This is a genomic window from Veillonella magna, assembly GCF_959600285.1.
Classification (GTDB): Bacteria; Bacillota; Negativicutes; order Veillonellales; family Veillonellaceae; genus Veillonella_A; species Veillonella_A magna.
In genome coordinates this window covers 118076-138319 of the sequence record NZ_CAUGKU010000003.1, presented here as the reverse complement: position 1 = coordinate 138319, position 20244 = coordinate 118076, and the positions used below count along the sequence as shown (strand labels likewise).

Annotated in this window: 18 protein-coding genes and 1 tRNA gene; 6 read left to right on the top strand and 13 right to left on the bottom strand. The window is 42.5% G+C overall.

The features are described from left to right. Positions 1-53: 53 nt before the first annotated feature. From Q5873_RS03095 to rpsF, 4 genes are all read right to left on the bottom strand, one after another. Complete coding sequence (locus tag Q5873_RS03095; protein WP_028254518.1) at positions 54-1037, bottom strand: ABC transporter substrate-binding protein; 984 nt, start codon at positions 1035-1037, stop codon at positions 54-56. A gap of 233 nt (positions 1038-1270) precedes the next feature. After that, complete coding sequence (gene rpsR / locus Q5873_RS03090) at positions 1271-1501, bottom strand: 30S ribosomal protein S18 (RefSeq protein ID WP_028254517.1); 231 nt, start codon at positions 1499-1501, stop codon at positions 1271-1273. Between the two features lie 39 nt (positions 1502-1540). After that, positions 1541-1945 (bottom strand): single-stranded DNA-binding protein, encoded by a 405-nt coding sequence (locus Q5873_RS03085; RefSeq protein WP_303059174.1) that lies wholly within the window; start codon positions 1943-1945, stop codon positions 1541-1543. A 22-nt stretch (positions 1946-1967) separates the two neighbouring features. Beyond that, positions 1968-2252, bottom strand: coding sequence for a 30S ribosomal protein S6 (gene rpsF / locus Q5873_RS03080; RefSeq protein ID WP_028254515.1), 285 nt, complete (start codon positions 2250-2252; stop codon positions 1968-1970). 246 nt (positions 2253-2498) lie between these two features. Here rpsF and Q5873_RS03075 point away from each other — a divergent pair, with 246 nt between their 5' ends. Together Q5873_RS03075 and pepT are read left to right on the top strand one after the other, a co-directional pair. Beyond that, positions 2499-4043 carry an AbgT family transporter gene (locus tag Q5873_RS03075; RefSeq protein ID WP_288190328.1) on the top strand — a complete coding sequence of 515 codons (1545 nt, stop codon included), beginning with the start codon at positions 2499-2501 and terminating at the stop codon, positions 4041-4043. A 155-nt stretch (positions 4044-4198) separates the two neighbouring features. Further along, the gene (pepT, locus tag Q5873_RS03070) at positions 4199-5473 is read left to right on the top strand and encodes a peptidase T (protein ID WP_303059173.1); all 1275 of its coding nucleotides are present in this window, start codon (positions 4199-4201) and stop codon (positions 5471-5473) included. A gap of 205 nt (positions 5474-5678) precedes the next feature. Here the strand turns inward: pepT and Q5873_RS03065 are convergent, their stop codons facing one another. Next, the gene (locus Q5873_RS03065; RefSeq protein WP_303059172.1) at positions 5679-6503 is read right to left on the bottom strand and encodes a class I SAM-dependent methyltransferase; all 825 of its coding nucleotides are present in this window, start codon (positions 6501-6503) and stop codon (positions 5679-5681) included. 269 nt (positions 6504-6772) lie between these two features. On the opposite strand from Q5873_RS03065, the gene Q5873_RS03060 reads away from it, so the two are divergent. Together Q5873_RS03060 and Q5873_RS03055 are read left to right on the top strand one after the other, a co-directional pair. Beyond that, positions 6773-8080 carry a hypothetical protein gene (locus Q5873_RS03060; RefSeq protein ID WP_303059171.1) on the top strand — a complete coding sequence of 436 codons (1308 nt, stop codon included), beginning with the start codon at positions 6773-6775 and terminating at the stop codon, positions 8078-8080. Between the two features lie 122 nt (positions 8081-8202). Further along, a tRNA-Thr gene (locus tag Q5873_RS03055) sits at positions 8203-8278 on the top strand. Between the two features lie 283 nt (positions 8279-8561). Here Q5873_RS03055 and hydE read toward each other — a convergent pair. From hydE to Q5873_RS03030, 5 genes are all read right to left on the bottom strand, one after another. Further along, entirely contained in the window at positions 8562-9680 is a 1119-nt protein-coding gene (hydE, locus tag Q5873_RS03050; RefSeq protein WP_288190324.1) for a [FeFe] hydrogenase H-cluster radical SAM maturase HydE, read from the bottom strand. Between the two features lie 19 nt (positions 9681-9699). Further along, positions 9700-10446, bottom strand: a complete 747-nt coding sequence (locus tag Q5873_RS03045; protein WP_303059170.1) for a YaaA family protein — start codon at positions 10444-10446, stop codon at positions 9700-9702. Then, positions 10403-11005, bottom strand: coding sequence for a hypothetical protein (locus tag Q5873_RS03040; protein ID WP_288190323.1), 603 nt, complete (start codon positions 11003-11005; stop codon positions 10403-10405). The genes Q5873_RS03045 and Q5873_RS03040 overlap by 44 nt, the downstream gene beginning before the upstream one ends. Before the next feature lie 104 nt (positions 11006-11109). Then, on the bottom strand, positions 11110-12366 hold the full coding sequence (locus Q5873_RS03035; protein ID WP_288302040.1) for an Nramp family divalent metal transporter: 1257 nt from the start codon (positions 12364-12366) through the stop codon (positions 11110-11112). Between the two features lie 26 nt (positions 12367-12392). After that, entirely contained in the window at positions 12393-13070 is a 678-nt protein-coding gene (locus Q5873_RS03030; protein ID WP_303059169.1) for a hypothetical protein, read from the bottom strand. A 297-nt stretch (positions 13071-13367) separates the two neighbouring features. Between Q5873_RS03030 and Q5873_RS03025 the strand changes: the two genes are divergently transcribed. Next, on the top strand, positions 13368-14615 hold the full coding sequence (locus Q5873_RS03025) for a M20 family metallo-hydrolase (RefSeq protein ID WP_276626444.1): 1248 nt from the start codon (positions 13368-13370) through the stop codon (positions 14613-14615). Between the two features lie 140 nt (positions 14616-14755). Here the strand turns inward: Q5873_RS03025 and Q5873_RS03020 are convergent, their stop codons facing one another. Beyond that, positions 14756-15718, bottom strand: a complete 963-nt coding sequence (locus tag Q5873_RS03020) for an AEC family transporter (RefSeq protein ID WP_288759946.1) — start codon at positions 15716-15718, stop codon at positions 14756-14758. A gap of 165 nt (positions 15719-15883) precedes the next feature. Here Q5873_RS03020 and Q5873_RS03015 point away from each other — a divergent pair, with 165 nt between their 5' ends. Next, positions 15884-17548 carry an ArnT family glycosyltransferase gene (locus Q5873_RS03015; RefSeq protein ID WP_303059168.1) on the top strand — a complete coding sequence of 555 codons (1665 nt, stop codon included), beginning with the start codon at positions 15884-15886 and terminating at the stop codon, positions 17546-17548. Positions 17549-17726: 178 nt separating this feature from the next. Here the strand turns inward: Q5873_RS03015 and Q5873_RS03010 are convergent, their stop codons facing one another. After that, on the bottom strand, positions 17727-18539 hold the full coding sequence (locus Q5873_RS03010; RefSeq protein ID WP_276626438.1) for a DeoR/GlpR family DNA-binding transcription regulator: 813 nt from the start codon (positions 18537-18539) through the stop codon (positions 17727-17729). A 41-nt stretch (positions 18540-18580) separates the two neighbouring features. Beyond that, positions 18581-19930, bottom strand: coding sequence for an alanine/glycine:cation symporter family protein (locus tag Q5873_RS03005; RefSeq protein ID WP_288302036.1), 1350 nt, complete (start codon positions 19928-19930; stop codon positions 18581-18583). Positions 19931-20244: the final 314 nt, after the last annotated feature.

The window sequence follows — 20244 nt, the reverse complement described above, 5'->3', positions numbered from 1 at the left end:
TCTATTTACATCAATCAAATTATAACTTATCTTAATTTCGCATGTATTACAAGCTATTTTGCTTCCTTAGGTACATCTGCCGGAACAGTAATTCCCAATTTCGTTAGCTGACTATTATTGATAGCCAATTTCATCATATCTTGCATCTGAATTGGCATATCCTGCGGCTTTTTCTTGCCATCCAAAATATCGGCTGCCATATGACCTGCCTGTACACCCAATTTGTAGTAATCTACCGTATAGCCCATTAATCCGCCGCCAGATAATAAATTATCGTCCGCAATAAATACCGGAACTTTTGCTGCATCGGTAACTGCCGTCAAATTAGGCATAGCCGATGCCACCAAATTATCTGTTGGTACAAAAATAGCCTTTACGCCTTGATTAACAAGATTTTGTGCTACCTGTTGGATATCGTTGACACTGGTAATCGTACCCTCCGTCACATTCAACCCCTTCTTAGCCGCATATGCTTTGAAAGCCTCTATTTGAGCCTGCGAATTAACCTCACTAGACGCATAGACAACTCCGATTTCTTTTACACTCGGCATAACTTTCAAAATTAAATCAACTTGCTTTTCCAAAGGATTAAAGTTTGTTACTCCCGTAACATTAGTTCCCGGAGCCTTCATATCTTTAATCAAATCAGCCTTTTTATAATCAAAGATTGCTGCACCTACAATTGGTATATCTTTGGTTTTATTCGCCATAACCTGTGCAGCCGATGTAGCTACCGCAAAAACAAGCTTATCGTTATCCGCTACAAACCGATTGGCAATGCTTTCCATATTAGCATGGTCACCCTGTGCATTTTGACGATCAATAGTAATATTCTGACCTTCTTTATAGCCACGCTCTGCCAAACCATCTACAAAACCTTTTACCGAAGCATCCAACGCAGGATGTTCAACCGGCTGAATTACACCGATTCGAGGGGAATCAGAACCAGCACTCGATCCGGACGACCCACATCCGCCTACCATTACACCGGCCATGATCAACATCGCCACAGCTACTCCCATACTACGCTTAAACATACTAGAAACTCCTTTCTACCTGGCTCTTCACTGAGCCTCTACCATTCTACATATATCTTACTGGCACAATGCTTTTTCACAAGACAATTGTATGCCCGCTCGCAAGATGTATCCATTATACTCCTGAATGCTATTTATTTCAACTGCAGCCAACGTCGCTGTTATATTATATCCATTTATAAAAAGCAAAGAACCCGGCAACCTTTCGGTTACCGGGTTTCAAGGTCATCAGCTTATTCAGCAGTGAACGGCAATAAAGCAATTGCACGAGCACGTTTGATGGCTAAAGTCAATTTGCGCTGATGTTTAGCGCAAGTGCCGGAAATACGGCGCGGAAGAATTTTACCGCGTTCCGTAGTGAAACGGCGAAGCTTAGCAACGTCCTTGTAATCAATTTCTTCAACATGATCAACGCAGAAGTTGCAAACTTTTCTTCTTGGCTTTCTGCCTCTATCTCTTCTCATTGTGAATCCTCCTTTTCGAATTAGTAGGAGTCCTAAACACTAGAACGGAATGTTCTCCTCGTTGTTGCCGCTTCCGAAGCTATCAAAATTAGAGCCGCCTCCGAAGGAATCCGCCGTATGCTGTGCATCAAGCGATTGTCCTACAAAATTGGCAACAACTTCGGTTACGTAACGTTTTTGACCATCCTGCGTTTCATAAGAACGCGTCTGCAGACGGCCTTCTACGAAGCAACGACTACCTTTACGAAGGTTGCCAGCTGCCTCCCCGAGTTTTCCCCAAGCCACACAATTAATAAAAGCGGTCTGTTCTCTCGTTTCATTGGTGGTGGAATCAACATATGTGTTCGTCGCAGCCACAGTAAACGTTGCTACGGCTCTACCAGTTTTGGTAAAGCGAACTTCCGGGTCACGAGCTAAATTACCTAAGATTTGTACAGAATTCATTCTTACCTCCCAGGGCTTTTGCTTATGCTTCGTGTTTAACAATCAGGTGTTTAAGGACTTCATCGTTGATTTTCAACACACGATCGATTTCTTTGATTTCAGCCGGAGCTGCTTCAAAGTTCACCAATACGTAGAAACCATCCGTGAATTTTTTCACCGGATAAGCAAGACGACGCTTGCCCCAACGATCTACCTTTTCTACTGTGCCGCCTACACGAGCAATCAAAGCCTCAATCTTTTCGATTACAGCGTTAGTTGCTTCTTCTTCGGCCGGTTTCACAATAACCATGACTTCGTATTTGTTCATACAAAATCACCTCCTCTTTCGGACTAATGCCCCTATCTTTCATAGGGGTAGGAAGTGCTTGCCATTAACAAGCTCTTTAATTATATAACAAACCTTTTCATCACGCAAGTAGCATTTGATTTTTTAATAAACCTCCATTTATATTTTGTATACATACAGAGAACATATATCCTTAGCAATCTATTTTATAGTATAATCAAAATAAACATCTATACTTAATCCTTAACACAAGAAAGGAGCACCTCTATGGTCACGCAACAACAAAAACCAACTACCGGCGTACTCGCTTTTATCGAGCGCTTGGGCAATCGCGTTCCTGATATTACCATATTATTTATCGGAGCCTTTATTATTGTCTGCATCATCTCTGCCATACTCTCAACTATGACATTTGGCTACGTCAATCCGGCAACAGGCAAACAATTACAAATCATCAACATGCTTAGTCCGCAGTCACTCATCACGTTGATGAGCAAAATGGTAACCAACTATTCCGGATTCCCTCCGTTGGCCATGGTTATCGTAGCTACCCTAGGCGTAGGTATTGCCGAAGGATCCGGTTACTTAAATATTGCATTACGAAAGCTCCTCTCTATTACACCGCAAAAGGCCATTACACCGGTGGTTATCCTTGTAGGCATGCTTAGTCATCTCGGTCCGGATTCTGGGTATGTTATTATTATCCCTATTGCAGCTTACATGTTCTACGCTTCCGGAAAGCACCCGTTGGCTGGAATTGCAGCATCATTTGCCGGAATTGCCGGCGCCTTTGCAGCCAATTACACACCGTCAGCTATCGACCCTGTAATTCAAGGATTTACTCAAAGTGCGGCACAAATTATCGACCCTACGTATTTGGTCAATGTATTATGTAATTTTTATTACGCCTTTATAGCTACCTTCATCGTCATTCCCACCTGTTGGTTTATTACTGAGCGCATCGTTGAACCCTGGCTATGGAAAATGTATCCTCTTGATGAATCCTTGCAGGTAGAGCACAATGCATCCACAGCCATCACCCCGCGCGAAAACAGGGCATTCTTTCTTGCCACCAGCTTCCTGGTGCTCATGGCTATCGGTCTCGTTTGGGGACTTCTACCAGCGGATAGCCCGTGGCGTGCACCGGACGGTACCATCGCCAGTTTTAAAGCCCCTATTATGCAGTCTATCGTCGCATTAATTTTTCTCTTCACTGGTGGTATTGGTATCGTATACGGTATAGCTGCCGGCACCTTTAAAAGTACAAAAGATTTTACAAAATCCATGGAAGATATTACTCACACGTTAGTACAACTTATCGTATTCTATTTCTTTGCAGCACAATTTTTATATGCATTTAACGCTTCACAAATTGGTGCTTTACTTGCCATTTCCGGTGCCGAATTTCTGCAAGGCCTGGCCTTGCCGCCACAGCTCACTATCTTCGGGATTATCTTCTTCGTTGCCCTATTAAATCTGATCATCACCTCTGCATCGGCCAAATGGGCTATCTTGGCACCGATATTCGTACCAATGCTAATGGGTGTAGGCATTGCTCCCGAACTGACGCAAGTGGCCTTTCGTGTATCAGACTCGGCTGTTAACGTAGTAACTCCTATGTTTGCATTTTATCCACTCATCATCACGTATTGTCAAAAATATGTGAAAGAAAGTGGTATCGGTACCTTAAGCTCTATGATGCTTCCTTATACTATAGGGCTACTCATTTCACTGACTATAGTATTGTACTTGATGTGGGCCTTCGATATTCCCTTAGGCTTACAAGCATCATACATCTACCCTAGACCTTAACTTTTATTCTTACTATTGTTAATTTATATTATCATCCCTAACAAACAGCAGTATCTCCAGCATGTTAAGGCATTTAACACATTACGGAAACGTTTTATTTCTTTAACGATTACCACATCTTTTGATAAAACAACAAAAGCCGAAAGGAGTAAACCATGTCTATTAATCTCTATCCCGATGACAACATTTTGCAAGAAGATCTCGTAACGCGTTTCTTCCGTTACACTTCGGTAAGTTCCCAAAGCGATGCCTCCTCTACCATTGTTCCCAGCACACCGGGGCAACGCGAACTAGCCGAATTACTCAAGGAAGAGCTTACTTCTATGGGACTTCATAATCTACACCTTAGTGAATACGGAGTACTCACCGGCTATTTACCTAAAAATTGTAAGAGTTCTATACCGTCTATGGGATTTTGTGCCCATCTTGACACAGTCGATGTCGGTCTACGCCCATCCATTATACCTCAACGGGTTACCTTCACAGGCGCCCCCATCTGTTTAAACAAAGAAGAACAAATCTATCTGGATCCGGCCGAGCACCCCGAACTTCTCCCCTATAAAGGACAGGAGATTCTCGTCACAGATGGGCTCAGTGTTCTTGGTGCCGACAACAAAGCCGCTATCTCTACAATAATGACGGCACTACAAGTGCTCCGTGATACGCCCTCCCTATTACATGGCGATATATACGTTGCCTTTGTGCCCGATGAAGAAATAGGTCTTGTAGGCGCCAAGCATATGGATTTTAATCGCTTCCCTGTACAATTTGCCTATACTATTGATTCTTGCGAAATCGGCGAGGTTGTATACCAAACCTTTAACGCGGGGCAAGGAACATTGACAATCGAAGGGGTCAGTGCACATCCTATGTCAGCCAAGGGCGTATTACTTAACCCTACCTTGATAGCCGTAGACTTTGCCAATTATTTCAATCGTTTGGAAACGCCGGAAAATACGGATGGCACCGATGGTTATATTTGGGTGCAAGCCATCAACTCCAACCAACGAACAGCCACGGTAAGCCTAAACATTCGCGATCATCACAAAGATCGTTACGAAGCAAAAAAAGCCTATATTCGAGAAGCAGTAAACTTTTTACAAAAGCGGTATCCGCGTGCCAAATTAACACTTACCATCGACGATGTTTATGGTAATATCGAAGATGCAATTACCCCGGACAACCATTATGCTATCGATTACGTATATCAAGCAATGGATCGCCTAGGCATCACACCTAAAACTATCGCCATGCGCGGTGGTACGGATGGATCTTATATTTCTACCCAAGGTATACCTACGCCTAATTTCTTTACCGGCGCTCATAATTTCCATTCTCGTAATGAGTTTCTTCCGTTACCCTCTTTTGTGGCCTCCTGCAAAATGGCTCTTACACTTATTACTCTTACTGCCGAGCAAGGAAACGCCTAATACAAATTTAGCATTTCTATTAATAAAATAATTTTAGAAAAGAGTACTAACCACCATATGCTAGTTCCTCTTTCTAGATACTACTCAAAATTATTTCTAAACTATTTCACTTTATGAAAAGACCCGTACATATTTTATACAGAAGTCTTGGCCTGTCCATGATTACTGGTAAAAATATATACGGGTCTATTCATTTAGTGATAATTTATTTTACTGTCCACGAAATCCATGCAACTTTGTCTTCCGTTACATTATGTACCCTACCGTCTTTCTTAACATACGGCTGTAAAGCATCCTTCATAGCTGCCTTCATGGCATCCTTTGTTCCCCACTCTTCACTATATAACCGAAGCATAAAATACTCAATAGCCGCTTCCATATCGAATGCTTCTTCTTCCGGTGTTGTAATATAGTCTACATTTACATCTTTTCCTACCTGACGTGCCACTGAAATACAACCATCTACCTGAGACTGCCAATCAAACGTATCCTGTGTGCCATAAAAATGCTGTGTCAACGCTTCTACTATAGTATCATGACGATCCGCAAAGACAACTAACAAGCATTTATCTTTAGATGTTTGAGACATAGCCGCTACATTTGCCTTATCAAACATAACTGGACAAAAGAAGCTGTACGTCAAATCAAATTTACGATTCCACTCCAATGACTGCCTTGTTTCTTCCGACCACGGCCCAACAAAAAGCTTTAGCGCCGTGCCTTCTCGCTTGGCTAGTTCTTGTCCTCCTTTGATCATACCATCAGACAAATCAATACCATGCGCTTCATAGCCTTTCTTTGCCAAGCCCAACGCATAATCACCTACACCACAGCCAATGTCCAATGTAGCCGCTCCCTCTTTAGGTAACAGCCCCTTCTTTTCTAAATAATTCAAAAAATAAACTACCTGTGCTTTTCGGTCATCACGTTCATGGAGCTCTACAAAAAAATCTGAACGATCATTCCAAGCCTTTTGTTCTTCACGCCATGCATCTAAAGATACATTTACTGTATTTACAACGGTTTCCATACGACTTTCCTTTCTAATTTATATCCTTTATTTTATTTGAGATTTATTCTTATATTTATATTTTTCTATATAAGAGTACTCCTATTTTTATAATTGCGCAAGGGATTTCCTCAATTTAGTTATATCGTTTTTTTATATCGCAGTTTTATTTTTCAATAACTTTTATAAATTCGACCGTATTTATCACCCCCTTAATGAAAATATATGTTACAATACAGGTGTTATCACATTTATATATACTATTGTAACGTTAGCGAGGGAACCTTTTTATGAATTCATTCTGTCGTTCATTATGTCTGACAACTGTATTTAGTCTAGCCCTGGCTGCCGGGGGATTTTCCGTTCCTGTACAAGCAGCCTTTCCTTGGGCCTCCGATGTTTCGACTGCTACCGGCGAAACCCCAGCTTGGCAAATAGCCTATCACCAAGATTTAACTAATGATAGTATCGCCACAAAGGTCCTTCCCGAACTGGATCGCAACACCCCGACGGGAATGGTCCTAACACAATTAGCCAAAAGCAATACTATCCTTATCGGCCATAGTCCCACTACCGATTATCGTTTGACTATTCCCGAACCTCCATACCGTGTAGACGTGCGCGGTAATCATGCATCCAAAATATTACTAACTACTGAACCGGATCATGTATGGGCTCTGGAAGCTACGCCTACTACTGCTGCAGAAAAATCCGCTATCCGAACCGGCTCTCCTACGGTAAAAGGAATTCCGTACCGAGTTCTTACCGATACCACCTTAACCGACATTTTAAAGGAAGGCTATGATTATCCGGAACGCATACGCGGAGGCCTACTACCGAAGGATAATGCGATTGCCCCTTACTGGGATGCCATGCCTTACAATGAAGATAGTTACTCTTTCTATGCCTACACAGGTAATTTTATTCTTCGCGACAATATCAACTTTCATTATACCGTCGGCACTATAACACCGCAAAAAAATGATGCTGCATCCAATGTAAAGGATTGGGCTACTATCCTTCTTCCATCAATGCGTACTTCTTCTGAAGCACTGCGTACTGCACAGCCTATCACCAGTGATGATACTACATTTTATATTCCAAAAGGGTTTAAACTGGATACTAAAAAATCAACAACATCGGATAAATCACGCAACCCATCTATTCGCGTATATCGACACAACGATACGGTAATCACCTTAACCGAAAATGTTAGCTATCTTCAGCTACCTACAATAAAAAAATTAGGCGCTAACAAAAAATTCCTTAGCTTTATCGCCAATGATTTAGGTACTGCGCAAGAATTATCAATGGTAACCAACTCCTCTTTTATCTATAACAATGGTATACCAGCTTTTTACTTTGAAGGAGTGCGTAGCCAAAATGATGCTTCTGTTAACTACATGACTGTCCTTTATATAGATGGACAACGAGCCTATCGCTTGATGGCGCTGTACGACCCACAAACAGCACCTGACGATTTACAACATCTAAAGGATATTATCCAAACTATCGATACAGATAAAGCAGATCGAGCTTTACTCGGTGTAGACATCAATACGATGCTATCCAATCGCGGACTTCCTCCACAAAAATAATACATAGTTAAATTAATAAAATAGCGCCAAGCCATGAATGCTTGGCGCTATTTTATTAATTTAACCACGAGAAAATTTATATTGACAAATCTTTTATTCGTGAATATAATTATTAAAGACATGCCGGTATAGCTCAGTTGGTAGAGCGGCTCATTCGTAATGAGTAGGTCGTAGGTTCGAGTCCTATTATCGGCTCCAACAAAAAAGAAGAATCCAAGTTTTGTATAAAACTTGGATTTTTCTTTTTATTAGTGCACAAATCAAAAAAATATTTCACCCTATAATATTCTTTTGTATAATAAAATAAGTAATTATTTTAAGCCTTTCTTATATCATATACACATCCGATGATATGGATAAAATAATTACTATCTTCCAAAGCACCTGTGTCTTATCCAACACACATTCATCCCCACAGCACAGGTGCTTTCCTTCATAAAACGGGACTGTAACAACTAGTTGCTACAGTCCCGTTTTTTAATTAAAATGCACCGGTTCTTTTACCAAAATGACGCGAATCACCATTTTGCTTCCAACCAACACGATCTCCGATAGACATAACACGGCGAGTCAAGCAATCCTTGCACTTATCTGCATTATCGTCTACACAAGGCTTATTATCATACAATAAATATTTTGCTCTGTGTTCCGGAATCGTAATGATCGGCATCAAAATATTGGCTCCTGCCGACAAACCTTTCTCGCGCCCTAACGGATCTAGAGCCTGTAGTGCCGTTGTTGCCGCAATATTAACATCCTTTAAGAAAAGTCGTGTTAACGCAATCATCTTAAGCCCCAGTTGTATGCGACGTAATTTACCTTCTTCACTATCGATACCCATAGCCAGCGCCTGCTGTCCCAACGGCGTATCATGATGTACTACGTAGGGTCCCATACCGATCATATCAATATCCATATCTCGATAGAAGAGAATATCATTGACCAAATCATCTTCCGTCTGCCCCGGTAATCCAATCATAACACCCGTCCCCACCTGGAAACCAACGCGTCTCAATGCCTTCAAACACGCAATGCGCGTATCAAAGGAGTGCATCGCATCCTTAGGGTGGATTGTTTCATACAAATCACGATTCGTCGTTTCTATACGCAACAAATACCGACTGGCACCGGCTTCTACCATACGACGATAAGCGTCCTCAGACTGTTCACCTACACACATAGTAATTCCTAACGAGCCATCGCCAATTCGTTTGATATCTCGAATGAGCTCTACTACATAATCAACGAACGCATCATCGGTACGTTCTCCGGATTGCAAAGTAATAGATCCATATTCGTGATCATAAGCCCACTGCGCCATACGAATAATGTCATCCCGCTTCATGTCAAAACGTTCTGTCTTATCATTTTCACGGCGAATCCCACAGTATTTGCAATTTTTGATACAACGGTTAGAGAATTCAATGAGTCCCCTATAGTATGCTACTGTATCCACGTTACGCGCTTTAACTTCATAGGCCTTTTTATAAATCGCATCTAAATCGGCCTGGTCAGTACAATTCATAAGGAAGCGTAATTCCTCCACCGTAAGCATATCCGCCCCGGCTAAATCTTTGCGCAATATTTCTGAAACTGTCATAGTTACCTCATCATACATGTTACACTTTTTTGTGCTGTCGACGATACGTAATAAGGCTCGACTCATTTGATTTTATACCAGCCAAAACAAAATCATCCAGCACCTCCGGAAGATCGCTGGGTTGTGCTACACGTTTTTCCAATACGTATCGCGCCAATCGCCCACGCATCTGCTTAGACGATGTGCTCAGCTGCTTCCAAACTCCATTCTTTTCCTCTAAAAATTCTACCGTTACCATACGCGGGTGGTTCACTAACTTGGCATACTCTTTTGATGCTAAATTTAAAATCCAATCTTCATTGGCAAAGTAGCTCGTTACGGAAGGACACCACCAATCATACAGTGTCTCCTTGCGATCTTTCAGCACACCGTCTACCAAATCTAATCGATAGTCCTTAACAGGACTTTCCGGAGTAAGTACACCATACAGCGCAGACAAAACAATCAGCACGTCTTTTCCGTACGTTTTAGATTCTTCGTCCAATGTTTCCCAACTTAAATTTTTAAAAGCCAATCCATTATAGCTTTCAGCAGCACACCCCGTGGGAGCCTCATCATAATGAGTAAAAAATTCCTGTACTCCAATCGCTTTTTCCTGGGTAAGCTTCAAGGCCTTCCCTATGGCCTCTAAGGACAAACTCTGCATATGCTCTACAATACGTTCCGTCATAGCCGCATCAAACAATGGAGCCGTCGGTATCCCTTTTATTTTTTTAGTCTTACTAGGAGAGACGATGACCTTCATTGCTTTTGCCTTGTCCCTCATTATCGGACGGTTCTTCTAATTCCGGGTTCCATAACATCATCGGCACCGCTACTACGTGAGATGCCTTATTTTCATGACATAGACTAATTATTTCATTCAGATAATCAGAACCCTTGCGCATGATATCACAGAGAATGACAACGTGACGATTTTTTACATCTGCACCTTCGTACATCATTTCCTGACTGTTATATACCACTCGACCTGTTTCCAAACGATCATTCATAAAATCATCAATGCGCTCAATACTAAGATGCTTTAACAACGTGCTGATTGGCGTAACCGGTGGCACATGCGTAGCCAATCCTTCCGGCGGTACCTGAATATACACGGTTTTGCAACGCTTATCCGTACGGTACTGAAGCAATGCTTTTTCTACCGCCCCGAAGAATAAAAATAACTGCCACGGATCATAGTTGCCTGCTTCAAACATTTCAATAACTGAACCGTCATCACTGAACGCCAACTGTGCTAACAATTCTTCTGCAACTTCATTAACCACTTCTTCATAATCGGATACTTTTTTACTCGTTTGTTTCTCAGTTTCTTTTTCTGCCATTATATCCTCCTCATATTACCCTCACTGGAGTTACGTTTTATCATTATAGCACGACAAGCCATATTTGTGATATATCTGACATCACATATCTATAAGACTTCTGCCTAGGCTACACACAGCAAATAAATATTCATCACTGTCACGATGATCCCGATACTCCACAGCATAATGCTCGTCGACTTTCTGTTCTTATATATTCCCATTACGGAATAAGACCCCGTCAGATAAAGTTGTAAAAAAATTGTAATCGGTAACTGCAAACTCAAAAACATTTGAGATACTAACAGCGCTTTAAACGAGTCCTGTATAAACATGATAAGAACCAGTGCGGGAACATAGGTTAATGCCAACCCTACACGACTGTGAAAATCTTTCATGTCATAGGACTCGCCAAACATACCAGCAAAAATGCTAGCACCGGCCATCCCCGCCGTAGCTGATGATGCAAAACCGGCAAAGAGCAAAGCTATCGCAAAAATAACACCCGCCGATGGGCCAATAAGTGGTACTAACAATTCCTGCGCCTGTTCCAATTCCGTAACTTCAATACCCTCAACAAAAAAGGTAGCCGCCGCCAACAAAATCATAGCCGAATTAATCGCCCAACCAATTCCCATGGAAAAAATAGTGTCCATAAACTCATAGCGCAACTGCTTTCGCATAATAGCCGGATCCTGCTTGTTGAACTGCCGACTCTGAATAATCTCCGAATGTAAAAACAAGTTATGCGGCATAATAACGGCCCCCAGTATGCTGAGTACTACCAGCATCGATTCATTCGGTAATGTCGGAGACACCCACGAGCGTCCCGCCAAAGGCCAATCAATATGCACCATAGAAAGCTCTGCCAAGTAAGCCAGCGCAATGAGCGATACAAAACCGGCAATAATTTTTTCTAATTTACTATAAGAGTTCGTGACCAGCATGCCTGTACAAACCAAGGCCGTCAGTATCGATCCCCACAAAAGAGGAATATGAAACAGCATTTTTAACGCTATAGCCGCGCCGATAAATTCTGCTAAAGCCGTCGCTGCGGCCGCAATACCGGCTGTACTAAGCAATATGCGAGATAACCATCGCGGTAAAAACTGGTATGTACACTCTGACAAGCATCGTCCCGTAACAATTCCTAGATGCGCCACATTATGTTGCAACAAGATCAACATAATCGTCGACAATGTAACCACCCAAAGTAAATTATATCCAAAGCTGGCACCGGCAGCTAAATTAGCGGCCCAGTTACCGGGATCAATAAAACCTACCGTCACGATAATTCCCGGCCCAATATAGCGAAATACCTCTGATACCTGCATATTCTTCTGATGCATGGTCGTCAACTGTTCCTTCAATTTTTTTATCATCTATAACTACCTCCCCACCACAGCTACTATGGCTGTATTACGTTTTCATTCGAAGGGGTATTACCGGAATCATTAGAATGCTTCGTTTCGTTCTTAACATCCTGTGCGGCTTCTTCAGCCGGTGTAAATGTAACAGCTTCACCGGCAGATACGACTACACCTCTTTGAATAGGCTGTAATTCATCCGGTGCCGATTTTCCAGATCCACCGATAGTAAACTCTAACAAAGCCCTCGCATCATTTTTACTGTGGCGACCGGCCCCGTTCGTATATCGAATACGCACTTCACCGCCCACCTTTACGCGGTTCGTGTCGATATGAAAGTTATCCATCTTATGTGCGATTTCTTCATCGGACAATACCCGTCTATTTTCTCGTTTTTCTAATTCTGCTTCATAATCCATCAAATCATCGCGATATTCCTTATATAGACGAATAGCAAGTTGCTTGTCACTATCATTCATTACTTCTCGCTTTTCTACAACTTCTGCTATTAACGGCGTCAATTCATAACGAGTATAGGACTGTGTTCCCAGTACTAAACCACGGGTGTCCGTAATGGCACCATGCTTAACTAACGTTACCAACGCTTTGTATGCCCAATCATTAGGACGTACTTCTTGCATACCATGACTTGCGGCTCCGGCTGATGCCGACACACTTACACAAACCAATGTTGTCATCATTACCTGTTTCCAGTTCATATACCCTCCGTCTGTACCAAGCAGCAAATAACCGTCAACCATCGTACGGCATCTCCGCTTCTACATATTACTTACGACTATTCGGGATACGACCTTCGATGGCCGTACAGCCCTATTATACCATGTTTTCTACAAAAGCCTAGACAGGCCTATATATGGTAAGTATAGGCTAGATAAATGAAAATAAAATAAAATACTTTTTTATCCTTTACATAATGCTATAATAAACATAACAGTTATTTGATTCTAATAGAAAGGAAGCGATGTGCGGTTCTGCCGTGCATACAGTATAAGCTTATGATTAACAAGGAACGTATTACCACACACTTCAATGTCATCAGGACTGTCAGCGTCATCCCCGGTATTCCAGGTATCAATCGTCTGGCATTTACCGATCCAGACTGGCAAGCCCGCGCATTTTTAATTGCTCGCTTAGAGTCCTTAGGTATGAAAGTTCGCGAAGACTCCTTCGGCAATGTTATTGCTCGCTTAGAAGGCAAAAATCCTAATGCTCCGGCTATTATGGTCGGCTCCCATACCGACAGTGTCCCCATGGGCGGTCACTATGACGGGCTCTCGGGCATCGTAGCTGCCATCGAAGCCTTGCAAAGCATTCAAGAAGATGGTATTGAATTGGATTGTCCAATCGAAATTGTCCTCTTCATGTGCGAAGAATCCAGCCGTTTCGGAGTGGCCACATTAGGCAGCCAAGCTATGCGCGGCGAATTAACGCCGGAATTTTTAAAGGAGCGTACCGATAAAGACGGTAACACCTTATACGATGTACTAAAATCCCGTGGTCTTTCACCGGATTTAGTAGGCAGTGATCCTTACACATCCCCTTTAAAGGCATTCTTCGAATTACACATCGAACAGGGTAGTGTTCTGGAAGAAGCCGGCTGCCCTCTAGGTATCGTTACCGGTATTTCCGCTCCGACTCGATACAAAGTAAGTATTCACGGCACGGCCAACCACAGCGGTGCCACCCCGATGCCTCTTCGCCGGGATGGCTTATGCGCAGCTGCTGAAATCATTTTAGACGTAGAAGCCACGGCCAAGGCAACCAATCATCCTGCGGTAGTTGCTACCGTCGGAGTTATTGATGCAGTGCCCGGCGTAATGAATGTTATCCCCGGCGAAGTTACCTTAGGCATAGATATCCGCAGTATTTCCGCTGAAGCTAAAAAGCAAGTTGTGGATCACATCTTAAATAATATCCAACACGTAGCTCAGAAACGAGATATCGTCATTGATACTTACGAAATGTCTAAACAAACACCGCTTCCTATTGCCCCGGAAATGCTGACATTCATGGAAAAAGTAGCCGTCGACAACGGTTATCCATATATGTTACTCCCCAGTGGTGCCGGTCATGATGCCATGAACTGGGGTGACTACACCAAGGTTGGCATGGTATTCATTCCTTGTAAAAACGGTATTAGCCACAATCCGGCCGAACACATTGATCTTGACGACATCGTACTTGGTGCACGCTACTTAGAAAGCCTTTTAAAAGCTGCCTCCAGCGATAGTTTTCAATGGTAAATAAAATACATTTGAAATAAATTTACAACCTATTAAGAGATAAATATTTCCGCCAACCGATGAGACGACAATAAAAAGAGACCTCCTTGCCATAATGCAAAGAGGTCTCTTTTCTACATTCATACTCGGACTAACTATTTTCACAGCCACGACGAAAACATAATCACACAAGGTAATGTTACTGCAGACAATACGGTAGTCGCAACTACCAGCTGAGTCGCATAATCCGCATGACTGTGGAGAATTGCCGCGATAAGTGCTGTCGTAACTCCACTGGGAACAGCCGCCGAAATAATAAGCACTTGGCTTACCAATGATCCTACCGGTTCTATCCACAAACTATAGCCTACAATGGTAAGCCACATGAGAAGCGGCCCCATAATAAGTCGTCCCGCACTCCCCCAAAGCACGGGGCCACTCCAAAAATTAAAAGGCGTCCGCGATAATTGCACGCCCAAGGTAAAAAGGGCAATCATTACCAACGCATTACTGATATTAGAAATAATAGGCCAAATCGGCGTGTCCTTAATCGGCACACCACCTACATTGAGAGCTAACGCCAAAGCAATAGAATAAATAATTGGCATCTTAAATACAATAGCCAATGCATCGCGTGCGCTCATTTTACCCGAACCGGCAAAATAAAAACCAAAGCTATTAGTTACAATATTTTGAAAAGCAAACACTACAATTTGAATGCCAATTGCCGCTTGTAACCAAATCGCTTCACCGCCTTGCAAAAAAGGTTCGTTGGAATAAATAAAAACAATTAGTGGAACTCCGATATTACCACAGTTATTAAACAAAATCGCATTACGCATAATGCCGGCTCGCGCCGTATCCATACGTGATGCGCGTTCTAGCAACCAACTTCCCAACCAAGTCACCGCAAAGCCAATAACAGTCAACCAAATAACTTGGCTGCTTTCCGGCGTAAATACATATGTGTAAGTGTTGGTAAACAAAAAGGCCGGCGATACAACGTAAAAATTAATTTTACTCAAAGTATCCAAGTCCATAGAAAATTTACGATCCATAGCAAAACCAATTGCTACCATCGCCAAAATAGGAACTATTGTTGTAAGGAAGATATGCGTTATCAAATTGTCACGCCCCTTTATAGAAAATTCGCATGGTCCAATCGCTATGCGTTACGCTCGTATAATGCTATCATATATACAATAGTCTGTTATGGTCTTATTATAGGCAGTTTTTCCCGATAATGCACTAATCTTTCTACCATAACAAGCAAATCAAAGGAGATACTTATGACAAAGCGCGATTACTTAACGGCCGGTGGCTTAGCCGTTTTTACCTTTTTATTCTATTCTCTCTTTACATGGCATATGCCCGTCACCGATCCGGTAGAATCCAATTACGTGCTTACCGCTACTGAAATGATGCAGACTCACGATTATTTAACACCGCGTATCTATGGTGCACCATGGTTTGATAAACCTATCCTGGTATATTGGGGGCTGTTAGCGTCTATGTCACTTTTCGGCAACAGCGACTTTGCGCTCCGCTTGCCGTCACTTTGTACCGCTGCACTTACTATCGGTACTACATTTTTAGTGTGGCGTAAATTAACTCACCGGTATCTGCCCGGTCTTATAGCCGCTGCTGTCTTAGGCACCTCGCTTCAATTTTGGTATATCTCTCATGCCATCGTCACCGATGGTTATTTGTATTTGTTCACCTTAGGAATTTTCTATCATGCCTATCAAGGACTCAACACGTATACCACACACGCTAACCTAACTACCGATACTGCTAAAGCAACTTCGCCATTAGCTACGAAACATATTATCATTGCCTATGCTTGTGCCGGTCTTTCTATTCTTACCAAAGGTCCTGTAGGTCTTGTATTGCCGGGACTGATTCTCCTCATCTATTGTCTCTTTACCCGTCGCTATAAAGATTGTTTACGTCTTTTTTCTCCATGGGGGCTTTTCATATGCGCTCTTATAGCCGTGCCATGGTATGGCTACATGTATTACCTACACGGGGCCGACTATGTAATGGAATTTCTCGGACTTCATAATGTAGTACGTGCTACTGTATCCGAACATCCCGAAATGGACGTTTGGTATTATTACTTACTCCTTTTGGTAGTACAAATTCTACCTTGGACCGGCCTTATCATTTATGAAATGCGTCAACTGTTACGACTGCGCCGCCACTTATCGCCGCTTATCGTTTATACTCTTGTTTGGCTTATGGGTACGTTATTATTTTACTCACTTATGTCAACCAAGTATATAACCTATACCTTCATTGCCCTAATTCCACTGACCTACCTTATCGCCGATGGTGCTCTTCGCCTATCCGCACGTCTGTCTTCCAAACGCTTGACGCTACCGGTTATGGTTCTTCCCTTTTTTCTTCTGCTGTTAGGTCTATCCATCGCAGCACCGCTGTTCTTTCCCGAAGCTCGTCTGGCCATTTGGAGTATGGCTATAGTCGACGCCCTTCTCATCCTTCAACATTACCGTCATCGTTTACGCCTTCTCGGATCCGTCATTATAGCTATGATTGTTTTCTACGGCACCTTATCCTATGCGCTGTTACCTGTTATCGAAGACGCTTCCGCTCGCGAAGCTTCGACCGCTATACCAAAGGACTATACAGGCGATATCTATATCTATTACACCTTTGCCACTTCCTTTAATTTCTACAGCGGTCGCGAAGCCTATTTATTATTGCCGGACGATATACCCAACACAAGTCGGTGGCAATCGTTTAGAGAAGGTATGCCTAAAAAATTCCCTAACGATGTTGCCCAAGAAATGCGTATCAAACCTTCTACCCCTGTAATTGTCTTAGTGCCAACATCCAAGGAAAAGTACTTTACTGCATTGCCCATCAGCCAGTACGTAACACCGCAAAGGGTAGTGGGAAAATATCTTCTGTATAGCAATAACTCCTTGTAGGAAGTGGACCAAGCTCCATCGACTCTTAGACTAACACGTTTTGTCCCATAACTCCCATTAGTATTCTCATCCCGGCATAAAAAACACCCTTATATTCTACGTGCCTTGTTTTTCCAAGCACCTAAATATAAGAGTATTTTTATTGTTAATTACTTTATAGTCACAGTGAACCTATATACTAATCATCCAGGTCTTCTAATAAAGAACGACCTCTCGGATTGGCCACAACAATGTCGTGACCCATTTCGGCATAGCGCTTTACTACCTCTTTATCTAGTTTACTATCGGAAATAATAAAACTTACTTGATCCAAACCACAAATATGAAGTAGTGATGCCGAATTAATTTTATTCGAGCTGGACAATACAATAACTTTGGACGAAATGGCAACCATTTTTTTCTCCAAGCTTGCTTCTTCATCTTTATAATCGGTACAGCCTTTGAAAAGATCTACACCGGATACAGCGAGGAACAAAAGATCGACGGAGAAGTTATCCAAGAACTGTGTAGCCAACGCGCCGAAGAACGCATTTTCTTCACGATCAAAACGGCCACCGCAAAGAATTACTTGAATCTTCGGATCTTCTCGCAGAATATCTACGATGGTCAACGAATTGGTCAATACAGTCAAACGCTTTCCGCAAAAAGCGAGCTCCCGCGCTACGGCTTCATTGGTTGTTCCCGAATTGAGAGCCACGCTGGTACCATCTTCCACAAAAGATACGGCCGTCAAAGCAATTTCCGATTTTTCTAATTTTTCCGATTGTTTCCGTCGACCGTAATCCATCTCCGGATACTTACCGGTATAGAACTTATTAGACACCACACCACCGTGTACCTTGCGAACCAATTGATTGCTGGTCAACACTTCTAAATCGCGGCGAATCGTTTCTACCGACACATTTAATAACTTAGCTAACTCTTTTTTTGTTACTGTACCTTGTTCCCGTACCAAATCAACAATAAACTTATGACGCTCTTCTGCTAACATCGAAAACACTCCTTTTCTATCTGACATACTCATACCATATGCTATGCTTTATCGGGACAACCCGCTTCCGCGCTCCGCAATTCCCTCAGTACATCACCTCTGAGCCATAGCAAGGCCAACAGGTTAGGAATTATCATAATACCTAATATAACATCCTGCAAGATCCAAACCATTTTTATGGAAGCAATGGTTCCCAAAAAGATAATAGTCATAAAAATATATTTAAAATTATCGGCTAAACGCGTGCATCCCAAATAGGCCAATGCTACGTTACCAAAATACCATTGCGATATAATCGTGGAATAGGCAAAAAGAATGACTGCAAAAAATACGATATATCGCAAATAATAATTTACGTTTTCAAAAGCGGTTAAAATAAATACTGCCGGTGATAGGTCTTCCGTAAACACGCCGGACGCAATGATAGTAAAAGCAGATACGCTACAAATAATAATGGTATCTACAAACACTTCAACAATTCCCATGAGGCCTTGCGTATGTGCTCTTTTCACTCGTGCCGCCGAGTGGAGCACCGGTGCCGATCCCTCCCCGGCTTCATTACTGTAAAGGCCGCGAGCCACACCGAAGCGCATCGCTTCCTTGACACCGTAACCGGCTACGCCGCCGAGCGCACTTTCAGGATAAAACACCGAGCCTATAATCATTTGCCATACAAATAAGGCCCTGTCCCAATGGACGATTACCACAAGCAACGAGCCTATGATATACAAAACGGCCATCAAAGGTACGAGTCGTTCCGTCACTCGCCCTAGCCGAGTGACTCCGCCGACAACAACAAGAAAGACCATAATACATAAAAAGATACCGATAAGATAGCCGGGAATATCAAAGGTATGCATAAGCACACCGGACAAAGCATTGGCCTGAATAAGTCCGCCACCGCAAATCTGCATAAACATAAGTATGGCAAACAGCGCACCCAACCAAGGAAGCTTCATGCCCTTTTTGATGTAATACATAGGTCCTCCTACGTATTCCCCTTTTTTATTCTTCTCGCGGTATAAAATACCCAACACAATTTCCGCATATTTCGTAGCCATACCGACAATTCCCGTAAGCCACATCCAAAAGACAGCTCCGGGACCTCCGCTGGCGACTGCCGTTGCTACACCGACAATATTGCCGTTGCCTACGCAACTGGCTAACGCATTGGTCAACGCCTGAAATGAAGATAATGTCCCCTCGCCACTGCCCTGGCCGCTGCCGCGCATGCCTGCTACGGCTTGTGCAATAGCACGTGTAAAATATCTAATTTGTACAAATCGTGTCGCTACCGTATAGTACACGCCTACACCGATTAATGCCACCATCAAGTACTTATCCCAAATCAGTCCTGAAAGTGTGAGTAAATAGTCTTCTACCATACCCATATTACCACCTTACTGCTTCTATCCGTAAGCCACTGTGATCGAGTCATAAATTACTGTAAGTTCTACGCCTTCTTGCATCTTATTTAGTGCTGTCTTAAACCATCACCTTGTCAATTGTTTCATTGCAAATAAGAGACAGACGACGTTACCGTCATCCATCTCTTTTATCTTACACTACGCTATCGTAAAAATACAATAATTATATATTTATTTTGCAATTTTTCCCAACTAAATACAGTTCGTTTGTGTTATTCGCTTTTTCCTCTTGACCGTATTGCGTGACAACAGCTTATAAACCATTAGCCATATACACG